Source organism: Halobellus sp. Atlit-38R (assembly GCF_003665925.1).
GTDB classification, from domain to species: Archaea; Halobacteriota; Halobacteria; order Halobacteriales; family Haloferacaceae; genus Haloquadratum; species Haloquadratum inordinatus.
This window is the reverse complement of sequence record NZ_QXIJ01000002.1, coordinates 299,966-318,452: the sequence shown is the minus strand read 5'-3', so window position 1 is coordinate 318,452 and position 18,487 is coordinate 299,966. Positions and strand designations below refer to the sequence as shown.

General features: G+C 66.9%; 20 protein-coding genes and 1 tRNA gene. 8 read left to right on the top strand and 13 right to left on the bottom strand.

The genetic code is table 11. The annotated features are described in order from the left end of the window. Nucleotides 1-53: 53 nt before the first annotated feature. Nucleotides 54-968 (bottom strand): malate dehydrogenase, encoded by a 915-nt coding sequence (mdh, locus tag D3D02_RS04215; RefSeq protein WP_121568724.1) that lies wholly within the window; start codon nt 966-968, stop codon nt 54-56. 244 nt (nt 969-1,212) lie between these two features. After that, a tRNA-Arg gene (locus tag D3D02_RS04205) sits at nt 1,213-1,286 on the bottom strand. Nucleotides 1,287-1,391: 105 nt separating this feature from the next. On the opposite strand from D3D02_RS04205, the gene D3D02_RS04200 reads away from it, so the two are divergent. Both D3D02_RS04200 and D3D02_RS04195 read left to right on the top strand, forming a co-directional pair. Then, nucleotides 1,392-2,036, top strand: a complete 645-nt coding sequence (locus D3D02_RS04200) for an AAA family ATPase (RefSeq protein WP_121568722.1) — start codon at nt 1,392-1,394, stop codon at nt 2,034-2,036. After that, nucleotides 2,033-2,452 carry an RNA-binding domain-containing protein gene (locus tag D3D02_RS04195; protein ID WP_121568721.1) on the top strand — a complete coding sequence of 140 codons (420 nt, stop codon included), beginning with the start codon at nt 2,033-2,035 and terminating at the stop codon, nt 2,450-2,452. Before D3D02_RS04200 ends, D3D02_RS04195 begins: the two co-directional genes overlap by 4 nt. A 45-nt stretch (nt 2,453-2,497) precedes the next feature. Here the strand turns inward: D3D02_RS04195 and D3D02_RS04190 are convergent, their stop codons facing one another. The 4 genes from D3D02_RS04190 to D3D02_RS04175 all read right to left on the bottom strand — a co-directional run bounded on the left by D3D02_RS04190 (nt 2,498) and on the right by D3D02_RS04175 (nt 6,253). Next, entirely contained in the window at nt 2,498-3,544 is a 1,047-nt protein-coding gene (locus tag D3D02_RS04190; protein WP_121568720.1) for a nucleoside recognition protein, read from the bottom strand. 76 nt (nt 3,545-3,620) lie between these two features. Continuing rightward, complete coding sequence (locus D3D02_RS04185) at nt 3,621-4,178, bottom strand: magnesium transporter (RefSeq protein WP_121568719.1); 558 nt, start codon at nt 4,176-4,178, stop codon at nt 3,621-3,623. Then, nucleotides 4,179-4,760, bottom strand: a complete 582-nt coding sequence (locus tag D3D02_RS04180) for a magnesium transporter (RefSeq protein WP_121568718.1) — start codon at nt 4,758-4,760, stop codon at nt 4,179-4,181. A gap of 83 nt (nt 4,761-4,843) precedes the next feature. After that, nucleotides 4,844-6,253, bottom strand: coding sequence for a signal recognition particle protein Srp54 (locus D3D02_RS04175; RefSeq protein ID WP_121568717.1), 1,410 nt, complete (start codon nt 6,251-6,253; stop codon nt 4,844-4,846). A gap of 63 nt (nt 6,254-6,316) precedes the next feature. On the opposite strand from D3D02_RS04175, the gene D3D02_RS04170 reads away from it, so the two are divergent. Continuing rightward, nucleotides 6,317-6,964: a LysE family translocator gene (locus D3D02_RS04170; RefSeq protein ID WP_121568716.1), complete on the top strand. Its 648-nt coding sequence runs from the start codon at nt 6,317-6,319 to the stop codon at nt 6,962-6,964. A 200-nt stretch (nt 6,965-7,164) separates the two neighbouring features. Then, entirely contained in the window at nt 7,165-7,347 is a 183-nt protein-coding gene (locus D3D02_RS04165; protein WP_199723003.1) for a hypothetical protein, read from the top strand. Nucleotides 7,348-7,390: 43 nt separating this feature from the next. Here the strand turns inward: D3D02_RS04165 and ftsY are convergent, their stop codons facing one another. The 6 genes from ftsY to D3D02_RS04135 all read right to left on the bottom strand — a co-directional run bounded on the left by ftsY (nt 7,391) and on the right by D3D02_RS04135 (nt 10,738). Continuing rightward, nucleotides 7,391-8,725: a signal recognition particle-docking protein FtsY gene (gene ftsY / locus D3D02_RS04160; RefSeq protein WP_121568715.1), complete on the bottom strand. Its 1,335-nt coding sequence runs from the start codon at nt 8,723-8,725 to the stop codon at nt 7,391-7,393. 91 nt (nt 8,726-8,816) lie between these two features. Continuing rightward, a complete protein-coding gene (gene pfdA, locus D3D02_RS04155; protein ID WP_121568714.1) occupies nt 8,817-9,281 on the bottom strand; it encodes a prefoldin subunit alpha in 465 nt (154 codons plus the stop codon). Continuing rightward, the gene (gene rpl18a / locus D3D02_RS04150) at nt 9,278-9,463 is read right to left on the bottom strand and encodes a 50S ribosomal protein L18Ae (protein WP_121568713.1); all 186 of its coding nucleotides are present in this window, start codon (nt 9,461-9,463) and stop codon (nt 9,278-9,280) included. The genes pfdA and rpl18a overlap by 4 nt, the downstream gene beginning before the upstream one ends. Nucleotides 9,464-9,637: 174 nt before the next feature. Next, nucleotides 9,638-10,303: a translation initiation factor IF-6 gene (locus tag D3D02_RS04145; RefSeq protein ID WP_121568712.1), complete on the bottom strand. Its 666-nt coding sequence runs from the start codon at nt 10,301-10,303 to the stop codon at nt 9,638-9,640. Nucleotide 10,304: 1 nt separating this feature from the next. Beyond that, nucleotides 10,305-10,583 carry a 50S ribosomal protein L31e gene (locus D3D02_RS04140; RefSeq protein ID WP_121568711.1) on the bottom strand — a complete coding sequence of 93 codons (279 nt, stop codon included), beginning with the start codon at nt 10,581-10,583 and terminating at the stop codon, nt 10,305-10,307. Nucleotides 10,584-10,585: 2 nt separating this feature from the next. Next, a complete protein-coding gene (locus D3D02_RS04135) occupies nt 10,586-10,738 on the bottom strand; it encodes a 50S ribosomal protein L39e (protein ID WP_049985609.1) in 153 nt (50 codons plus the stop codon). A 173-nt stretch (nt 10,739-10,911) separates the two neighbouring features. Here D3D02_RS04135 and D3D02_RS04130 point away from each other — a divergent pair, with 173 nt between their 5' ends. Further along, entirely contained in the window at nt 10,912-11,847 is a 936-nt protein-coding gene (locus D3D02_RS04130; protein ID WP_121568710.1) for a DMT family transporter, read from the top strand. 57 nt (nt 11,848-11,904) lie between these two features. Here D3D02_RS04130 and thpR read toward each other — a convergent pair whose 3' ends face one another. Continuing rightward, nucleotides 11,905-12,465: an RNA 2',3'-cyclic phosphodiesterase gene (thpR, locus tag D3D02_RS04125; RefSeq protein ID WP_121568709.1), complete on the bottom strand. Its 561-nt coding sequence runs from the start codon at nt 12,463-12,465 to the stop codon at nt 11,905-11,907. A gap of 164 nt (nt 12,466-12,629) precedes the next feature. Here thpR and acs (D3D02_RS04120) point away from each other — a divergent pair, with 164 nt between their 5' ends. From acs (D3D02_RS04120) to acs (D3D02_RS04110), 3 genes are all read left to right on the top strand, one after another. Continuing rightward, complete coding sequence (gene acs, locus D3D02_RS04120; RefSeq protein WP_121568708.1) at nt 12,630-14,558, top strand: acetate--CoA ligase; 1,929 nt, start codon at nt 12,630-12,632, stop codon at nt 14,556-14,558. Nucleotides 14,559-14,707: 149 nt separating this feature from the next. Beyond that, nucleotides 14,708-16,375 (top strand): bacterio-opsin activator domain-containing protein, encoded by a 1,668-nt coding sequence (locus tag D3D02_RS04115; RefSeq protein WP_121568707.1) that lies wholly within the window; start codon nt 14,708-14,710, stop codon nt 16,373-16,375. 99 nt (nt 16,376-16,474) lie between these two features. Beyond that, nucleotides 16,475-18,469: an acetate--CoA ligase gene (acs, locus tag D3D02_RS04110; protein WP_121568706.1), complete on the top strand. Its 1,995-nt coding sequence runs from the start codon at nt 16,475-16,477 to the stop codon at nt 18,467-18,469. Nucleotides 18,470-18,487 lie beyond the last annotated feature (18 nt).

The window sequence follows — 18,487 nt, the reverse complement described above, 5'->3', positions numbered from 1 at the left end:
TCCGAACGGCGAAAAAGCAGGTGCAGGGAAGGTACCGGCTGCTCCGTTCGAGTCTACGCGATCTTCTCGTACTGCTCTGCGAGTTTGTCCGCGGCGTCGTCCATCAGGTCCGCCTCGTAGTCGTCGAGCTCCCACTCGACGACCTCCTCGACGCCGTCGGAGCCGAGTTTGACGGGGACGCCGAAGGCGGTGTCTTCGTAGCCGAATTCGCCGTCGAGCGCGATCGAACCCGGGAGAACCGCGCCGGTGTCGCGGAGGATGGCCTCGACCATATGTGCGACGCCGGTCGCGGGGCCCCACTGGGTCGCGCCCTTCCGTTCGATAACGTCCATCGCGGACTCCTGAAGGTCGCCGAGGATCTCCTCGCGCTCGTCGGCGGAGAACTCGGGGTCCATACCGTCGACGCGGACCTTCGAGAAGACGGGGACCTGCGCGTCGCCGTGTTCGCCGAGGATGGTCGCCTCGACGTTCCTCACGGGCACGTCGAAGCGCTGGCTGAGCACGTAGCGGAAGCGCGCGGAGTCGAGGCGGCCGCCGAAGCCGATCACCTTGTGGCGGTCGCGGTCGCCGGACTCGTAGAGGTGGCGGTTCAGCAGGTCGACCGGATTCGAGGTCGTTACGGACACGAAGTCGTCGTTGTGCTCGGCGAGCGAGGAGCCGATATCGGCCATAATCGGCGCGTTGTCGCCCGCGAGGTCGATTCGCGTCTGTCCGGGCTGGCGGGGGATCCCGGCGGTGATGACGACGACGTCCGAGCCCGCGGTGTCCTCGTAGGTGCCCTGTACGACTTCGGTGTTCGAGTCGTAAGCGATCCCGTGGTTCGTGTCCGCGGCCTGTCCGACCGTCTCGTCTTCCTTGTCGGGGATGTCGACGAAGACGAGTTCGTCTACGACGTCACGAAGCGCGAGGTTGTACCCGGCGGCGGCACCGACCGTACCGGCGGCACCGACTACACTGACTTTCGTCATATCAGCCGAAACAGGGTTCGGAATTCGATTAAACGCTTCGGCTTCGCGGGTCGTCGGATCGCGGTGAAACAGGTGGACGTGAACTGAACTCAATTACAGTCCGGACGGATCTTGAGCGCTGTGCCGACGTCGCGTGACTGTCTGATGAGGCTCGACTCACGGCGGTACCGACAGTCATCGGCTTTCGTGGTTCGAATCCCTTGCGGTACGGTTCGACACGCCTCGCTTCGCTCGGCGGTCGCAACGAGCGCGACGGGATTCGAACCCGCGACCATCGGATTAGAAGTCCGACGCTCTGTCCAACTGAGCTACGCGCCCTCGTGGGTAGGCACTCGGTGGGCAGTAAAAAGGGATGTGGCTTTCGTCGCCGGCGCGCCCGCGCGAGCGGAACTCGTAAGGTCGGGTGCCGTGAATCGACGCGTAATGAAGGTCATCGGTACCGTCGGACTGCCCGGAAGCGGCAAGGGCGAGGCCGCCGCGGTCGCCCGCGAGGCTGACGTTCCGGTCGTCACGATGGGCGACGTCATCCGCGAGGCCTGCCGCGAGCGCGGCTTCGACCCCGCAGAGCACCACGGCGAGATGGCGCGAACGCTCCGCGAGGAGGACGGCCCCGCGGCGATCGCCGAACGCTCGCTGCCACTGATCGAAGCCGAACTGGAAACCCACGACACCGTCCTCGTCGACGGCCTGCGCTCGGAGGTCGAACTCGATCGCTTCCGCGAGGCGTTCGGCGAGGAGTTCCTGCTCGTGAGCATCGAAGCACCGTTCGAGACCCGCGCCGAGCGACTGCTCGACCGCGCTCGCGACGACTCCGACATCGACAGAGAGGCGCTCCGCGACCGCGAGGAGCGCGAACTCGGATTCGGGATGGGCGAGGTGATGGACCGCGCCGACGTCGTCGTCGAGAATACCGATACCCTCGACGCGTTCCGCGAGCGCATCCGCGCGATCCTCGACCGCGACCTCGCGAGCGTCGACGACGACGAGTCCGTCCAGGTCGCGTCCGACGTCCTCGACCCGTCGGCATCGGACCCGACACCTGAAGCGAACGCGGGTGATCACCGATGATCTACCGCGTGAAGGCCCGGATCGTCGCGCCGGTCCGCGATACGGAAGTGACCGCCCGCGTCGAAGACGCTGTCCGGAATCTCTTCCCGAACGTCGAGTTCGAGCACGAAACGGGCGAAATAGTCGGTGAGACGCACTCGCTGGAGCGATTCTCCGAGCGACTCCACGAACAGGAGATCCTCGACACGGCCCGCCGAGAGTTCTTCAAGCGAGCGGACGAGGACGGCTTCTCCTTCGCGCTGAAGAAGCAGGCGGCGTTCAAAGGCGTGATCAACTTCGCCGTCGGCAACCCCGACGAACTCGGCGACATCCAGGTCCACGTCACCGTACACGAACCCGACGTCGAGGCGTACATCGACCACGTCGCGCCGCCGACCGAGGACGGCCGTCCGGTCGACGTCGACGACCGCGACTGAACTGCGGCCCCAGGCCGTCCGTGCGGACCGCGTCGACTCGGACGCTCAGACCGGCGCGAGCAGTATCGCCAACGCGGCGGCGATGAAGACGATTTTCAGCGCCGTGTTGACGGCGATGACTTTCGATCCGAAGCGCGGTCCCCAGATCCCGTACTGGAACGGGATCGAGCGCTTGAACGTCGAAACCGCGAAGGAGATGATCCCGCCCAGGAGCATCGTCGCCACCGCGGTCCGCGGCGTGAACGTCGACCCCACCATCGGCGCGATCGTCGCGGCTCCGGTCGTCGTGTCGAACGCGAAGACGCCAACCACCAGCAGCGACGCCGCCGGCAGTCCGAGCAGCGACGTCAGTGGCTCTGCGACGCTCGTGATCGACTGGACGTCCTGCGTCTGCACGAGCAACGTCACGAGTACGTAGACGATCGCGAGCCGCGGGACGATCCGCCGAATTTTCGGCCAGGTCTTCCCGGCCGCGGTGTGGAGTACGTCGGGGACCGACTCCGACTCCGACTCGTCGTCGGCGTGGTCTGCCGTCGCTGCGTGCCCGCCGTCGCCCACTGGGCTCTCTGCGCCGCCGTCGGTCGTCGCCGAGTCGTCCTGTCGATCCACCTCTGTCCCTCCCCGCGGGAGCAATACCGCGCCGGCGAGGACGCCGGCGATCGTAATCCCGAGCGCGATCGCGGCGCGGGAACCGACGTAGAGCACTCCGACTTCGAGACCGAGAATCGGGATCAACACCGGCGCGTAGAAGGTGAAGATGTGCTGGACGAAGCCGAAGAACGTGTTCATCGTGACCGCGATGAGCGTCTCGGCGTCGTCGAGCCGTCCCGACTCGCGGAAGTCCGCGAGCATTCCATAGCCCGCCGTCGTCGAGGCGGCGGTCGTGACGATCGCAGTTCCGACCTCGTCTGGGAGGTTCGCGGGTCGCGTGAGGTACTTCGAGAACGTGGCGATCTTCTCGACGAGGCCGAAGCCGACGGCGACGTTGGCGAGAAAGACGCCGCCGGCGATGAAGACCGCGATGCGGGCGACTCGCGGCGCTACCTCGACGAGCACGGGCCAGACGGTGTCGACGGCCGCTCCCGGTTGCACGTCTCACCCTCGGAACCCGGCGGACTAATCGGCGTCGGTTCACGGAGTCGGGATGGCGGAGCAGCGCCGGCCCCGCTCACAGGAGCAACTGCACGGTCGCGAAGAGGACCACCACCCCGAGGACGTCACAGGTGTTGGTCACGATCGGAATCACGACGTCGTCGGGATCCAGTCGGAAGCGGTAGGCCACGTAAGTCACGGCGACCGTCACCGCGATCGCGAGAACCGCCAGCGCGATGCCGGACGCGAGCGAAATCGCGACGACAGTCTGTGGTTCCAACTGCGCGCCGCTCACGAGCGCTGTGAGCCCCCACGCGCCGACGCCGACAATCGGGAAGATCGAGACCGCGAGCGCGAACGTCGCGAGCGCGTTTCCGGCGAGGTTCTCGTCGCGGGGGTCGAACGAGAGCGTTCCGAGGTGGAACGCCGTCGAGAGCCGGGCGGCGAGGATGCTTCCGAGGTTTCCGGCCGTCCCGATCGTCACGGGAACGAGCGCGAGCAGTGTCGGATACTGGAGCAACTGGGTCTCGAAGCGGCCGAGCACGAGGCCGCTCCCGACCTCGACGAGCGTCAGGACGAGCAGGATCGGCAGCATCGCCCGCGTGATCGCCCGAACGGTCCACTCGGTCGACACTTAGATCACCTCTGCGAGCGCGAGGACGATCCTGACCGCCGCGAGCAGGAAGAACACGCCGAAGACGTCGCCGGTCGTCGTCACGAGCGGTCCGACGAGCGTGTCGGGGTCGCGACCGCGTCGGTAGCCGGCGAACACCGCGGTGACGACGACCGCAGAGAGCGCGACGCCGGAGAGCAGCCCCGCGAGCAGCGCGATCGCGACCAGTACGGGGAGCGGCGCGACCGAGCTCCCGAGCAGCGAGAGAATCGTGTAGACGGCGACGGCGGCGAACGCCGACGCCAGGAGGCCGTTCGCGAGCGCGGCTGCCACTGCCGACCGGAGCCGTTCGTCGCCGCCGCGAACTCGCGGCTCGACGAGCCCCTGGTGGAGCGCGGTCGAGATCCGTGCTCCGAGCGAGCCGTAGACGTTGCCGCGGGTCGCAAGTAGTGCAGGCACGAGCACGAGGAGTCCCGAGACGTCGCGCAGTTCTGCGCGCATCCCGCTGAGTACGACGCCGGCGATGAGGCCGCCGACGAGGCTCGCGGCGAGCGCCGGGAGCGCCTCGCGGTAAGCCTCGCGTGCGGCGTCCCGGACGGTCATACGGGAGTCGAGAACGCGGGGGGTAAAAAATCGGGCGTGTCCTGGATGCGGACGCCGCCACAGCCGTTACGTTCGAGTTGGAGTTAGCCGAACGGGCCGAGACCGCCGCCACCGCCGCCGCCGAGGCCGCCCATTCCGCCGCCTCCGCCCTGATTCTGGAGCTTCTTCATCATCCGCTGCATATCGCCGTCGCCCATCCCCTGGAACTGCTGGATGGTCTGCTCCATCATCTTGTGCTGTTCGAGGAGTTCCTGGACCGTTTCTTCGTCCTTCCCGGAGCCGCGGGCGATCCGGCGGACGCGGGAGGCACCGATCGAACGCGGATTCTCCAGTTCGTTCTCGGTCATCGAGTCCATGATGACGTCGAACGAGTGCATCCGGTCCTGGGTGACGTCCATCGCGTCGTCGGGTAGTTGATCCTTGAAACCGCCGCCGAGGCCCGGGATCATATCGAGGACCTGATCGAGCGGGCCCATCCGGTTCATCGCCTCCATCTGCTTTTGCATATCCTTGAGGGTGAACGAGCCCTCCATGATGTCCTCGGGGTCCCAGTCGTCGTCCTCCTCCTGGGTCTCGGCCATCGCGCGCTCGACGCGCTCGGAGAGCTGTTTCAGGTCGCCCATCCCGAGCAGCCGGGAGATGAAGCCGTTGGGCTCGAAGCGCTCGATGTCCTGGACGGTCTCGCCCGTCCCGAGGAAGGCGATCGAGGAGCCGGTCTCGTTGACGGCCGTCAGCGCGCCGCCACCTTTCGCCGTCCCGTCGAGTTTGGTGACGACGACGCCGCCGATGCCGATGGCGTCGTCGAACTCACGGGCCTGCTCTTTCGCACCCTGCCCGATCGCAGCGTCCAGCACCAGGAGCGAGCGGTCCGGTTCGACGACGTCTTCGATCTCCTCGATCTCGGCGATGAGGTCGTCCTCGAGCGCGTGTCGCCCGGCGGTGTCGACGATGTGAACGTCGGCGTCCGCGGTCGCTTCGAGGCCCTCGCGGGCGATCTTGACGGGGTCGGACTCGTCGGGGTCGCCGTAGAACGACACCTCGGCGCGCTCGCACATCTGCTTGGCCTGGTCGTACGCGCCGGGGCGGAAGGTGTCCGTCTGGATGACGGCGGGACGGAGTCCCTTCTTCGAGAACCACCACGCCATCTTCGCGGCGCTCGTGGTCTTCCCCGACCCCTGGAGGCCAGCGAGGAGAATCGTCTGCGACTCCAGCGGTAGCTCGGTGGATTCGCCGACGAGGTCGACGAGTTCCTCGTAGACGATCTTGAGGACGTGGTCCCGCGCGGAGGTGCCGGCGGGCGGTTCTTCTTCTGTCGCGCGTTCTTCGATGGACGAGGAGAGGTCCATCACGAGGCTGACGTCGACGTCTGCAGAGAGCAGCGAGCGCTGGATCTCCTTGACGATCTCCTCGACGTCCTCCTCGTCGAGGCGGGATTTCCCCTGCAGCTTATCCAGACTGCTGCGGAGGGAACTCCCGAGATTGTCGAGTACCATTACCACCTCCTACGCCGCCACGCGGGTAAAGGCTTTTTCTGCGCCGCGGACGACGCTGCGGTGATGGCGGTCCTTCCCGACCTCTCGACGTATCTCGCGTTCTATGCGGCCGCAGTCGCGCTCATTCTCACGCCGGGGCCGGACACGATGTACGTCCTCACGCGGGGGATCCAGAGCCGCGACGCCGGCGTGCGCTCTGCGCTCGGGATCGCGACGGGCGTGCTCGTTCACACTGCCGCGGCGTCGCTCGGCCTCGCCGCCCTCCTCCGCGCCGCGCCCGCGGCCTATCAGGTCGTGAAATACGCCGGCGCGGCGTATCTGCTCTACCTCGGCGTACAGGCGATCCGCAACGACGAGTTCGGGTCTTCGACGGGGTCCGACTCGGGAACGGAGACGGACGGAGACACAGCGGCCGCAACCGCGACCGGAAGCTTCCGCCGGGGCGTTCTCGTCAACGCGCTCAACCCGAAAGTCGCGCTGTTCTTCCTCGCCTTCCTCCCCGGTTTCGCCGGGTCAGGACCGGACGCCGCGCCGCGGATGCTCCTCCTCGGGGCGACGTACGCCGCCTTGACGGCGGTGTACCTCGGCGGTATCGGCGTCGCGTCCGGGCGGGTCGGGCGGGCGCTGTCCTCCTCGGCGACGACCTCCCGGCTGAGTTGGCTCGGCGGCGGCGCGATGATCTCGCTCGGGCTGGCGCTGGCGATCGAATAGCTCTCCCGAGCATATCTCAGCCCCGTTCGCACGGTGTTCGCCTCACGACGGCACACACTCCGATGAGGTGGGTCCCAAAAACATCATATATATTTATTATATTTTCGAACGTACTAGAGGCGATTATGACAGAATCGATAAGGCTCAACAGAATCGGTACGGTCTTTTCCGGGCTCTCGTTCCCCGTGTCTCCGTCCCGTGTGACCAGCGAGTACGGAGATCTGACGGTCCGACTGGCCGACGGTTCGGTCACCGTGGGCGAGGTGATCCAGCAGTCTGACAGCGATCGCTTCACTTCGAGCGACGACCTCGAACTGGAGTTTCTAAACCTTCTGCCCAGATCGGCAGTCGGCGAACCGTTCCAGTCCGACGGCGACGCGTAGGCGGCGGAGTTACCGAAAAGCGGCTACGGCTATCGAAGAACGGCTACGGTTCCTCGCCCACCAGGCGTTCGACCATCCGCTCGGGGTCGAACCGCTCGATGTCGTCGTAGCCCTGTCCGACGCCGAGGAACAGGATCGGCTTGCCCGTGACGTACGCGATGGAGATGGCCGCGCCGCCGTTGGAGTCGGCGTCGGCCTTCGTGAGGATCGCGCCGTCGATCTCGGCGGCGTCGTTGAACGTCTTCGCGCGCTCGACGGCGTCTTGGCCGGCGACCGCCTCGTCGACGAACAGCGTCATATCGGGGTCGACGACGCGGTCGATCTTCTCCAGTTGGGACATCAGGTCGTTCGAGGTGTGGAGCCGACCCGCGGTGTCGCCGAGGACGACGTCGATGTCGTGCGCCTCGGCGTACTCGACGGCGTCGTAGAGCACGGCGGCGGGGTCGCCACCCTGCTCGTGAGCGATGAGTTTCGTGTCGAGGTTGTCCGCGTGCTTTTGGATCTGCTCGTTCGCGCCGGCGCGGTAGGTGTCGCCGTTCGCGAGGACGACCGAGAGCCCGCGGTTCTCGAAGTAGCGGGCCAACTTCGCGATGCTCGTCGTCTTCCCGACGCCGTTGACGCCGGTGAAGACGATCGTGACCGGCTTCTCCGCGGACTCGACGCGCGCGTCGAAGTCGAACTGCCCCACGCTGATGACTTCGTAGAGCGCGTCGTGGAGCGCGGTCTCGACGAGTTCGCCCGTGGTTTCGACCTGCGCGCGCGTCTCGCCGATCATCTTCTCGCGGACGGTGTCGAGGATCTCCTCGGCGACGTTCATCTCGACGTCGCTTTCGAGGAGCGCCATTTCGAGCTCCCAGAGGGGGTCTTCGAGGTCTTCTTCCTCGATGATGACCTTCCCCGTGGCGAACGCTGCGGCGCGCTTGAGCCGACCGGGGCCGGAGTCGTCGTCCCCGTCTTCGTCCTGCAGCGCGGCTGCGGCCTCCTCGGAGGCGAGCGAGGCGGGCTGTTCGTCCGCACCGTCTGCCTCGGCCGCTGCGGTCTCACCACTGCTTTCCGCTGCGGCTTCCTCGCCGGTGTCCGCCGCGGTCTCGGCCGCCGCGTGGTCTCTCTCAGCGGTCGCAGCTTCCGCGCTCTCGTCGCCGGCTTCGGCTGTCTCCGCGGCGACGGTGTCTGGTTCGGTGCTCTCGTCACCTTCCGGCGTCGTTGCGGTCTCCCCTTCGGCGGGTGCTTCCGTTTCGACTCCGCCGCCGGCGCCGGTGTCCGCCGTTTCGGCCTCGGATTCGTCGAGGTCAGCCGCTGATTCCTCTGCTTTCTCTTCGGCCGTCTCCTCGACGTCTTCGCGGAAACTGTTGAGCTTCTTTTTCAGTCCGTCGAACATAGTTGTCTGCCGCTGTTACGTGGTCGTCTACCGTCTGGGTGCCGCTTCTACGGTGGCGCACCCGTAAATCGAAATCGAGTCCGCGGTTGCGTTATTCGCCGTCGTCTTCCTGCATCTGCTGCATCTGCTGCATCTGCTGTTGCTGCATCTGCTGTTGCATCTGCTGGGCCTGCTGTTCGAGCTCGGAGCTCTCGTCTTCGAGTTCGTCGATGTCCTCTCGGACCTCGTCGATGCGGTCGTCGAGAGCGTCCTGCTTCGTCTGCAGCGCGCTGACGGCGTCGTCTGCGGGCTGCTCGGCCGCGAAGTCGCCGCCGAGGTCGACGATGACTTCGTCGATGTTCTGGATCTCCGCGCGGAGGTACGCGCCGCCGCCGAGGGGAACCTGCACGGTCGATCCCGTCTCGAGGGTCTCGATCGCTTCGATCGCTTCGTCGATCTCCGTCTGCTCGGACTGGAGGTCGTCGATCTCGGATTCCAGCGTCTCGATTTCCTCGTCGATCGCCTGCAGTTCCTGGGAGAGCTGCTGGAGTTGCTGCTGACCGCCGCCGCCCATCATGCTGCGGCCTCCGTTGCGACCTCGTCGATCTCGATCTGCGTCCGCTTCAGACCGTGCTGACTCCCGACGTTCGCGTAGACGCGCTCGCGAGCGACGTTCTCGTTCGGAGCCTCGACGACTGTGTTGAACTCGCTGAATCCGTCGCGGCTCTGGAACCGGCCGCTCACTGCGAACTTACTCATACCGTTCGATTCCCGAGCGAGCGGGAAGTATCTTCCTACTCGGACTCCCGAAAACGGGCGCGAGTCGCGCCGTGAGAGCGGCTCTCAGAAACGCCATTCGGAGCAAAAGTCGGAGGCGGCGATCGTACTGGACGCTCCTTTGCAGACGGTGATACCGACGGGGAGAACGCGAGGTTACTCGAGGTAGCCGAGGGCGTCCTCGATCCGGCTCAGTTCCGGGCCGGTGGTGTCCTCGCCGGCGACGTAGCTCGCCTCGTTGGCGACGAGCCCGGAGCCGACGAGCGGTGCGCCGTAGTTGACGGTCCCGATGTCCGCGCGAACGTCGAGGTGCGCTTCGAGCGCTTCGAGTTCGGGCTCGCGGGACTTCGGGTGACACAGCGCGCCCTCGTTGGTCGCGACGGCGGCCGTCCCGACGGTCTGGACGTCCGCGAGGTCGCCGCGCTCGGCGGGGACGCCGAGCGCCGCTTCGACGGCGTCGACGGCCTCCTCGGAGAGGTCGGGGTGGACGTACGCCCCGTAGTCGTTCGCGAGAACGACGTTCCCGGCGGCGTTGATGTGTCCGGGAAGTTCTGCGACGGGGACGCCCGCGGCGGATTCGATGGCCTCCTTCTCGCGCTCGGTCGCCTGGCTCGTCACCAGGATTCCGTTCTCGTTGCCGGTCGCGAGCGCGCCGACGGTTCCGGAGCCGCCGACGGTCGTCGTCACGGCCGGAACGTCGAGTTCGTCGGCCATCGCGTCGACGACGTCGTCTTCGGCGTCCGAGCGAACGATGAGTACGTCGTCCGTCGCACGGGCGAACACGCCGACGTAGGGCGACCCGGCGAAGGAGGCGCGGAGCACGTTATTCTGCCGGCTCCGCTTCGACGATGGACTCGCCGTCCTCGTCGAATCGGGCGGCGCGGACGCGGAGCTTGCTCGGGGGCTTCTGCTTGCCGCGTGCCCACACCGTCTCGTTGAGCGAGGGGTCCAGACGGACGTCGTCTTCCTCGACCGAGAAGTGCTTCGCGAGGTGCTCTCGGATCAGAGACATCGCTCGACCCGCGCGCTCGTGGGCGGGGACGACGCTGACGTCTCGGAGCGGTACCGTGATGACGCGCTCTTCGAAGTCGCTGGCGCTCATTCTTACTCGTCCGTGTCACTCCGCCGCCAGTTGCGACGCTTGGGGTTTCGCGTGACTTCCATGTCCGTCTTCATCATCACCCAGGCCGGAACGCGCGTGTTCTGGCGTTCCAGTTTGGCCAGACGCTTCTTCTTGGCCTTCGACTTCTTGCTCATAGTGCTCGTCTGTTTCCCCGGATCGCATAAAATCTTGTTCCTTCGACGCCGCTCGCGTGCGAGCGCCTCACAGCCCCGAACGATGCTGTTTCACTCCGGTCTGCCCCGTGCCGAGGTGTCGCTGCCGCGCCGTTTCGAGATATTCAACACCGCCGGTGTCGTCTCTCACGTCAATGCGTAATCTGACTGCCTTCGTCTTCCTGCTCGCGGCCGCCATCTGGGGCACCGCGTTTATGGTGACGAAGGCCGGCCTCGCGTGGATCCCGCCCGCTCTCTTTGCTGCGCTTCGCTTCGACCTGGCTGCGATCGTGCTCTTCGCGCTCGCGACGTGGCGCGGCGATCGGATCCGTCCCCACGGTGCGGAGTGGCGGCCGATTCTGACCGGCGGCGTTCTCCTCATCGGAATCCACCACGCGTTCTTGTTCTCCGGACAGGTGTACGTCACGAGCGCCGTCGCGGCCGTCCTGCTCGGTCTCATCCCCGTCATCACGCCGACGCTGACGCGACTGTCGTCGACGCGAGAGCGACTCACGCCGATCGGCGTTGTCGGGGTCGCGCTCGGCTTCGTCGGCGTCGTCACCATCGCGAATCCGGATCCGGCCAACCTCGTCGGTGCGGACCTCCTCGGAGTGGCGCTCGTGCTCGGTTCGGCGGTCACCTTCGCCGTCGGCGCGGTGCTCACGCACGACGCCGCCGACACGATGCCGATGCTGGCCGAACAGGCGTGGATGATGTTCGTCGGCGCGGTCGTCCTCCACGTCACGAGCGTCGCGCTGCCGTGGGAGTCGGCGGCTGACGTCGTCTGGTCGCTCGAAGCGGTCGTCTCGCTCGGCTACCTCGCCGTCGTCGCGGGCGCGGGCGGATTCGGCCTGTACTTCTGGCTGCTTCGTCGCGTCGGCCCCGTGGAGGTCAGTCTCTTAGAGTACGTCATCCCGATCTTCGCCGCCATCTCGGGGTGGGTCGCGCTCGAGGAGCGACTCGCACCGACGACCGTGCTGGGCTTTGCGATCATCTTCGTCGGGTTCGTACTCGTCAAGCGGACGACGATCCGGAACGAACTCCGGCGGTGGCGAGACGGATCGACGCCGCAGGCGCAGCAGGCCGATTGAGCGCCGGTGATCGCCCAGCCCAGCAGCCGGTGATCGCTCGGCTGCACAACGTCTCTCTCACAACGGGAATGCTGCGACCGTCTCGTACACCGGACCGTCGGAGCGCAGCGTGCTCTTTTTCAATCTGAGCTCGTCGACGCGGAACGAGCCGATGTCCGGGTCTGTCTCGCGGACGACCCGCTGCACGAGGTCTTTCCCGCGCGCGTCGTCCATCCGCGCGATGGTGATGTGCGGCGTGAAGTCGTGATCGTCGCCCTCGAACCCGAGGTCGGCCAGTTCGCGCTCGACGGCGCTCTGGAGACGTCTCGTCTCCGCACCGCCGACACCCTCGCGGACGCCCGCCCAGACCACGCTGATGTAACTCTGTGACGGAAAGACGCCGAAGCCGCCGACCTGAAACTCGAAGGGGTCGACGTCGGCGTCGGCGACCGCGCGCTCCAGTGCCGATTCGATCTCCTCGAGACGATCTGCATCCGTCTCGCCGAGGAACTGGAGCGTCAGGTGGGCCTGCTCGGGGTCGACGAAGCGGAGCCCCTCGGCGTCTGCGAACCGTTCTTGGGCGTCCGCGACAGCCGCCGCGAGCCGATCGGGAAGGTCGATGCTGACGAAGAGGCGCATACCACGGCGTACGCGCTCGGCGATGAAAACGCTCCGCCCGCGAGTGAGATCACGGTGCGTTCCCCCGATTTTTTGTTCAGATAGCGGACCGGGCCGCGAATTTCGCCCGCTTCGACCGCCGCGAGCGGGAAACTTATGCCCGTACCGCCATCGAGAGAGACACGATGACAGGCGAGGGCTCGGGACGGACCCGAACCGACCGGACGGCACACGACCCACCGGAGTGGTTCCGCCAGCAGGCAGTCCTCTCTGATCCCGATATCTACGAGACCTTCGCCGACGAGTGGCCCGACTGCTGGCGTCGGGCGGGCGAGTTACTCGACTGGGACGACCCCCCCGAGGAAGTCTTCCGCGGCGGGGAGACGCCCCCGTTCGAGTGGTTCCCCGGCGGGACGCTCAACGCCTCGGTCAACTGCGTCGACCGCCACCTCCCCGAGCGCAAGAACCAGCGCGCGCTCGTCTGGGAGGGCCACCTCGGCGACTCCCGGAGTTACACCTACCTCGAACTCCACCGCGAGGTCAACGCCGCGGCGGCGGCCCTGCGCGAACTGGGCGTCGAGGCCGACGACGTCGTGACGCTGTATCTGCCGATGGTCCCCGAGCTTCCGGTGACGATGCTCGCGTGTGCGCGCCTCGGCGCGATTCACAACGTCGTCTTCGCGGGCTTTTCGGCCGACGCGCTCGCCGAGCGGATGGCCCGCTCGGACTCTGCGTACCTCCTCACCTGCGACGGCTACTACCGCCGCGGCGACGCCATCGCGCAGAAGAACAAAGCCGACAACGCCCGCCTCGCGCTCGATCACGACGTCGATGTCGTAGTCCTCGATCACCTCGGCCAGGGCGTGCATCTCGGCCCGGGCTATCACGACTACGGTGAGCTGATCGACGCCCACCGTGGCGACGACGTCGAGCCAGTTCCGCGGGCGGCCTCGGACCCGCTCTTTCAGATCTACACGTCGGGGACGACCGGCGAACCGCGCGGCGTCACGCACACGACCGGCGGCTATCTCGCGCACGTCGCCTGGACTGCGCGCTCCGTGCTCGACATCCGGCCGGAGGACACCCACTGGTGTTCGGCCGACATCGGCTGGATCACGGGCCACTCCTACATCGTCTACGGGCCGCTCGCGCTCGGCACCACGACGATGCTGTACGGCGGCACCGCCGACCACCCGGAGAAGGACCGCCTCTGGGAACTGGTCGACCGCCACGCAGTCGACGTGTTCTACACCGCGCCGACGGCGATTCGCGCGTTTATGAAGTGGGGCGCGGAGTATCCCGACCGCCACGACCTCTCCAGTCTCAGGCTTCTCGGCAGCGTGGGCGAGCCCATCGACGAACCCACCTGGCGCTGGTACCACGAGCACATCGGCGGCGGCGAGTGCCCCGTCGTCGACACCTGGTGGCAGACCGAGACCGGCGCGATCCTCGTCTCGACGCTCCCTGGCGTCGACGCGATGAAACCCGGCGCGGCGGGCAAACCTCTCCCCGGCATCGACGCGGCGGTCGTCGACGGCCGCGGCGAACCAGTCGAACCCGACGAGTCGGGCGAACTCGCGATCACTCGCCCCTGGCCGGGGATGCCGCGCGCCCTCGCGACCGGCACTGACTGGGGGGCACACGACGGCGGCCCCTGGCGTTACTACCCGGAAGACGGCGCTCGCCAGGACGCGGACGGGTACATCACGTTCCTGGGACGCATCGACGAGGCGGTCAACGTCGCCGGCCGCCGGTTCAGCACGATGGAACTGGAGTCGACAATCGTCAGCGTCGCGGGCGTCGCCGAGGCAGCCGTCGTCGGGGCCGACCACGACACCACCGGGACGGCGATCTACGCCTACGTCGCGCCCGAACGCGACGCCGCCGAGTCCGACCTGCGCGGGCGGATCCGGGCGGCGGTCGAGGACGCCATCGGCGGCGTCGCCACCCCCGAGGAGATCGTCTTCACGCCGGATCTCCCCAAGACCCGTTCCGGAAAGGTGATGCGCCGACTCCTGCGGGCGGTCGCGAACGACGAGACGCTCGGTGACACCTCCGCGCTTCGCAACCCCGAGATTCTCGGTGAGATCCGGTCCCGAACGCGGGAGCGATGACGCTTCGCCTATTCAGATAAAAACGAAACCGCTGCTTCGGCGCTATCTGCTGACTAGGGACAGCGAGACCGCTTCCCTTCACGAGTTCCGAGATACTGCCCGGAAAATCCACATCTTTATTTCGCTTTCTTTGAATACGTCGAAACAGAATGTCGCCCCTCGACGCCCGCGAGTACGAGCGCCTCCGTCGGGCCACCCGAACACATCGTGAGGATCTCGTGCTTCGGCTCGGTGGCGAGGTCGGTCTCCGTCCGGCGGAGATGGTCCGGGTCCGCCTGGGCGACGTCGAATCGCAGGACGGCCACCACTTCCTCGCGGTGCGGAACGGGGACGCAATCACACGCGAGGCGTACCTCCCGACGGACGTCGAGCACGATCTCCGCAAGTACGCTGGCAGCGTCGGCGTCGGCGACGACGACCCCTTACTGACGGTCTCGCCGCGGCGACTCCAGATGCTCGTCGGCGAGGTCTCCGCGCGCGTCGAAGGTGTCGACGCCTCCTCGCGGGATCTCCGCTGGCACTTCGCGGCCGACCTGCTCGACGCCGGCGTTCCACCGCACGTCGTCTGCGCGATCGGGGGCTGGGACCGCTTGGACAGCCTCGAACCGCTGCTCACCGACCCCGACCGCGAGGACGTCGCGGCCGCGCTGGCCGACGAAGACGGGTCCGACGTCTCGGCGGAACTCCGCCAGGACGTCGAACTCGCGGCCGACCTCGGAACCGCACTGGTCGGCGCCGCGACGGGGAGCGAAGTCGCCCAGACGGCGTGTGAGCGTCTGGCGGCGGCCGACGGCGTCCGATTCGCGTGGCTCGCCGAACGGACGGGAAACGGGTTCACGTTTCGCGGAGCCGGCGGCATCGACGAGGCCGCTGTCGAGCACGCACTCGACGAGCACGAAGCGGCCGCCATCGACGCCGTCGAGACGTCGACAGTCGGGGTCGAACAGACCGCTGACGGGCCGCTCGCACTCGTTCCAGTCGTGCGCGAGGGGGCCGCGGCGGGCGTGCTCGCGGCCGGGACCACCGACGCGGTGCGCGAGGACCGTCGGGACGCGCTGGCGGTCCTCGGAACTCAGGTCGGCCACGCCCTCGCGGCCGTCGAGCGAAAGCGCCTCCTGCTCGCAGACACCGTCGTCGAACTCGATTTCCGGTGTCCGACCGAGTCGTCGTTCGTCGCCGACCTCTCGGGGGGGCTCGAGTGCCACGTGGAACTCTCCGGGATGGTCCCCGTCGGCGGCGGGTCGCTCCTGTACTACCTCGTCGTCGAGGGCGCGGGCGCGGATCCGGTGCTCTCGCACGCTTCGGCGGCCGACGCCGTCGCCGACGCCCGTCTCATCGAGGACTACGGCGACGGAGCCTCTGTCGAGGTCGTCGTGGACGCCTCACCCGCTCTCGCGGCCGTCGAGAGCGGGGCTCGCGTTCGATCGTTGCGGGCCGATGGCGGCGATGCGACGGTCACGGTCGAACTGCCCGGCGAGGCCGACGTCCGCGCGGTCGTCGACGCCGTCACCGACGCGCATCCCTCGGTGTCGCTGGCGGCGAAACACCAGGCCGATCGCTCTGTCGAAACCGACCAGGGATTCCGCGAACGCCTGGCTGATCGGCTCTCTGATCGCCAGGCGACGGTTCTCCGGGCGGCGTACCACAGCGGCTACTTCGAGTGGCCTCGCGGCTCGACCGCCGAGGAACTGGCTGATTCGCTCGACGTCTCCTCACCGACGCTTCACAACCACCTCAGAAAGGCCCAGCAGAAGCTTTTGACGGCCTTCTTCGACGAGACGCCAGCCTCGCCGTCGACCGCCGATCGTCGCCGCTGAGTGACGTGTATTCGTGGCAGCAGACTGACTCTAACAGTAATAATTGGTATAATTAGAGCCTCCGCTTATGTAGGGGTGACCGATTGTGAGTGATAGACTATGGGAAATGATGACGTAGAACTCGAAGCGCGGCTGGCCGAACAGGACGTCTTCGAGCCACCGGCGGAGTTCACCGGTCAGGCCAACGTCTCCGACGAGGGCATCTACGAGGAGTTCGAGGAGAACTGGCCCGAGTGCTGGGAAACTGCGGCGGATCTGCTCGAGTGGGAGACCGAGTACGACACCGTCTTAGACGATTCGAATCCGCCGTTCTACGAGTGGTTCACCGGCGGCGAACTCAACGCCTCGGCGAACTGCCTCGATCGGCATCTCGCAGACCGCGGTGACGAGGCCGCCATCGAGTGGGTCGGCGAACCCGTCGACGAGGAGAATCGTACCTACACCTACGAGGAACTCCACCGGGAGGTCAACGAGTTCGCGGCTTCCCTCCGCGACCTCGGCGTCGGCGAGGACGACGTCGTCACGATGTATATGCCGATGGTGCCGGAGCTGCCGATCGCGATGCTGGCGTGTGCGCGGATCGGCGCGCCGCACTCGGTCGTCTTCGCCGGCTTCTCGGCGGACGCGCTCGCAACCCGGATGAACGCTGCGGACTCGGAGTATCTCGTCACCTGCGACGGCTACTACCGCCGCGGCGACCCCCTCGACCACCTCCAGAAAGCCAATCAGGGCCTCGGTTCGGTCGAACATCCGGTCTCGGACGTCGTGGTCGTCGACCGTCTCGGCCCGAACGGCGACGGCTTCGGCCACGACCTCGCCGACAACCAGCACGACTACGACGACCTCGTCGCCGCCCACGAGGGGGCAGCGGTCGATCCCGTCGCCCGCGACGCCGAGGATATGCTGTTCCTGATGTACACCTCGGGAACGACGGGCCAGCCGAAAGGCGTCAAGCACACGACCGGCGGTTACCTCGCGTGGTCGGCCTGGACCTCGCAGGCCGTCCTCGACATCGAACCGGATGACACCTACTTCTGCTCGGCCGACATCGGCTGGATCACGGGCCACTCCTACATCGTCTACGGGCCGCTCGCGCTCGGTACCACGACGATGATGTACGAGGGGACGCCGGACCACCCCGAGCGCGACCGTCTGTGGCAGATCATCGAGGACTACGAGGCGACGCAACTGTACACTGCGCCGACGGCGATTCGCGCGTTTATGAAGTGGGGCACGGAGTACCCCGACCGCCACGACCTGTCGAGTCTGCGTCTCCTGGGGACGGTCGGCGAGCCGATCAACCCCCGCGCCTGGAAGTGGTACTACCAGCACATCGGCGACGGCGAGTGCCCCGTCGTCGACACGTGGTGGCAGACCGAAACCGGCGGGATGATGGTCACGACCCTGCCCGGCATCAAGGATATGAAACCCGGTTCTGCGGGGCCGCCGCTGCCGGGCCTCGACGTACAGATCGTCGATACCAACGGCGACGAGATCGACGCGGGCCGCGCGGGCTACCTGACGGTGCAGAAACCGTGGCCCGGGATGCTTCGGACCCTGTATAAGAACGACGAGCGATACATCGAGGAGTACTGGGCAGAGTACTCCGACACTGACAGCGACGACCCCGACGACTGGGTGTACTTCCCGGAGGACGGCGCGAAGATCGACGATGACGGCTACATCACCGTACTGGGCCGCGTCGACGACGTGATCAACGTCTCCGGGCATCGACTCGGAACGATGGAGATCGAGTCCGCCATCGTCGGTGTCGAGGGCGTCGCCGAAGCCGCGGTCGTCGGCGGCGACCACGAGGTGAAAGGCGAGGCCGTCTACGCCTACGTCATCACCGAGGAGAGCCACGAAGGCGATGCGGACCTGCGCGAGCGGATCATCGCGGGCGTCGAAGACGCAATCGGACCGATCGCGCGCCCCGAAGAAGTGATTTTCACGCCCGAACTCCCGAAGACTCGCTCGGGGAAGATTATGCGGCGACTGCTGGAAGACATCGCCAACGGTGAGGAACTCGGCGACACCTCGACCCTTCGGAACCCCGAGATCGTCGAGGAGATTCGCGCGAGCGTCCAGGACTGAGCACGATGAGCCACGCTA

Excerpts from the sequence above, each read along its gene's own strand:
- thpR (WP_121568709.1), bottom strand. The coding sequence starts at position 12,465 with ATGCGCCTCTTCGTCAGCATCGACCTTCCCGATCGGCTCGCGGCGGCT.
- D3D02_RS04115 (WP_121568707.1), top strand. The coding sequence starts at position 14,708 with ATGTCGCCCCTCGACGCCCGCGAGTACGAGCGCCTCCGTCGGGCCACC.
- rpl18a (WP_121568713.1), bottom strand. The coding sequence starts at position 9,463 with ATGAGTAAGTTCGCAGTGAGCGGCCGGTTCCAGAGCCGCGACGGATTC.
- mdh (WP_121568724.1), bottom strand. The coding sequence starts at position 968 with ATGACGAAAGTCAGTGTAGTCGGTGCCGCCGGTACGGTCGGTGCCGCC.
- D3D02_RS04200 (WP_121568722.1), top strand. The coding sequence starts at position 1,392 with ATGAAGGTCATCGGTACCGTCGGACTGCCCGGAAGCGGCAAGGGCGAG.
- D3D02_RS04195 (WP_121568721.1), top strand. The coding sequence starts at position 2,033 with ATGATCTACCGCGTGAAGGCCCGGATCGTCGCGCCGGTCCGCGATACG.
- acs (WP_121568708.1), top strand. The coding sequence starts at position 12,630 with ATGACAGGCGAGGGCTCGGGACGGACCCGAACCGACCGGACGGCACAC.
- D3D02_RS04180 (WP_121568718.1), bottom strand. The coding sequence starts at position 4,760 with ATGACCGTCCGGGACGCCGCACGCGAGGCTTACCGCGAGGCGCTCCCG.
- D3D02_RS04175 (WP_121568717.1), bottom strand. The coding sequence starts at position 6,253 with ATGGTACTCGACAATCTCGGGAGTTCCCTCCGCAGCAGTCTGGATAAG.
- D3D02_RS04130 (WP_121568710.1), top strand. The coding sequence starts at position 10,912 with ATGCGTAATCTGACTGCCTTCGTCTTCCTGCTCGCGGCCGCCATCTGG.
- D3D02_RS04140 (WP_121568711.1), bottom strand. The coding sequence starts at position 10,583 with ATGAGCGCCAGCGACTTCGAAGAGCGCGTCATCACGGTACCGCTCCGA.
- acs (WP_121568706.1), top strand. The coding sequence starts at position 16,475 with ATGGGAAATGATGACGTAGAACTCGAAGCGCGGCTGGCCGAACAGGAC.
- D3D02_RS04170 (WP_121568716.1), top strand. The coding sequence starts at position 6,317 with ATGGCGGTCCTTCCCGACCTCTCGACGTATCTCGCGTTCTATGCGGCC.
- D3D02_RS04135 (WP_049985609.1), bottom strand. The coding sequence starts at position 10,738 with ATGAGCAAGAAGTCGAAGGCCAAGAAGAAGCGTCTGGCCAAACTGGAA.
- ftsY (WP_121568715.1), bottom strand. The coding sequence starts at position 8,725 with ATGTTCGACGGACTGAAAAAGAAGCTCAACAGTTTCCGCGAAGACGTC.
- pfdA (WP_121568714.1), bottom strand. The coding sequence starts at position 9,281 with ATGATGGGCGGCGGCGGTCAGCAGCAACTCCAGCAGCTCTCCCAGGAA.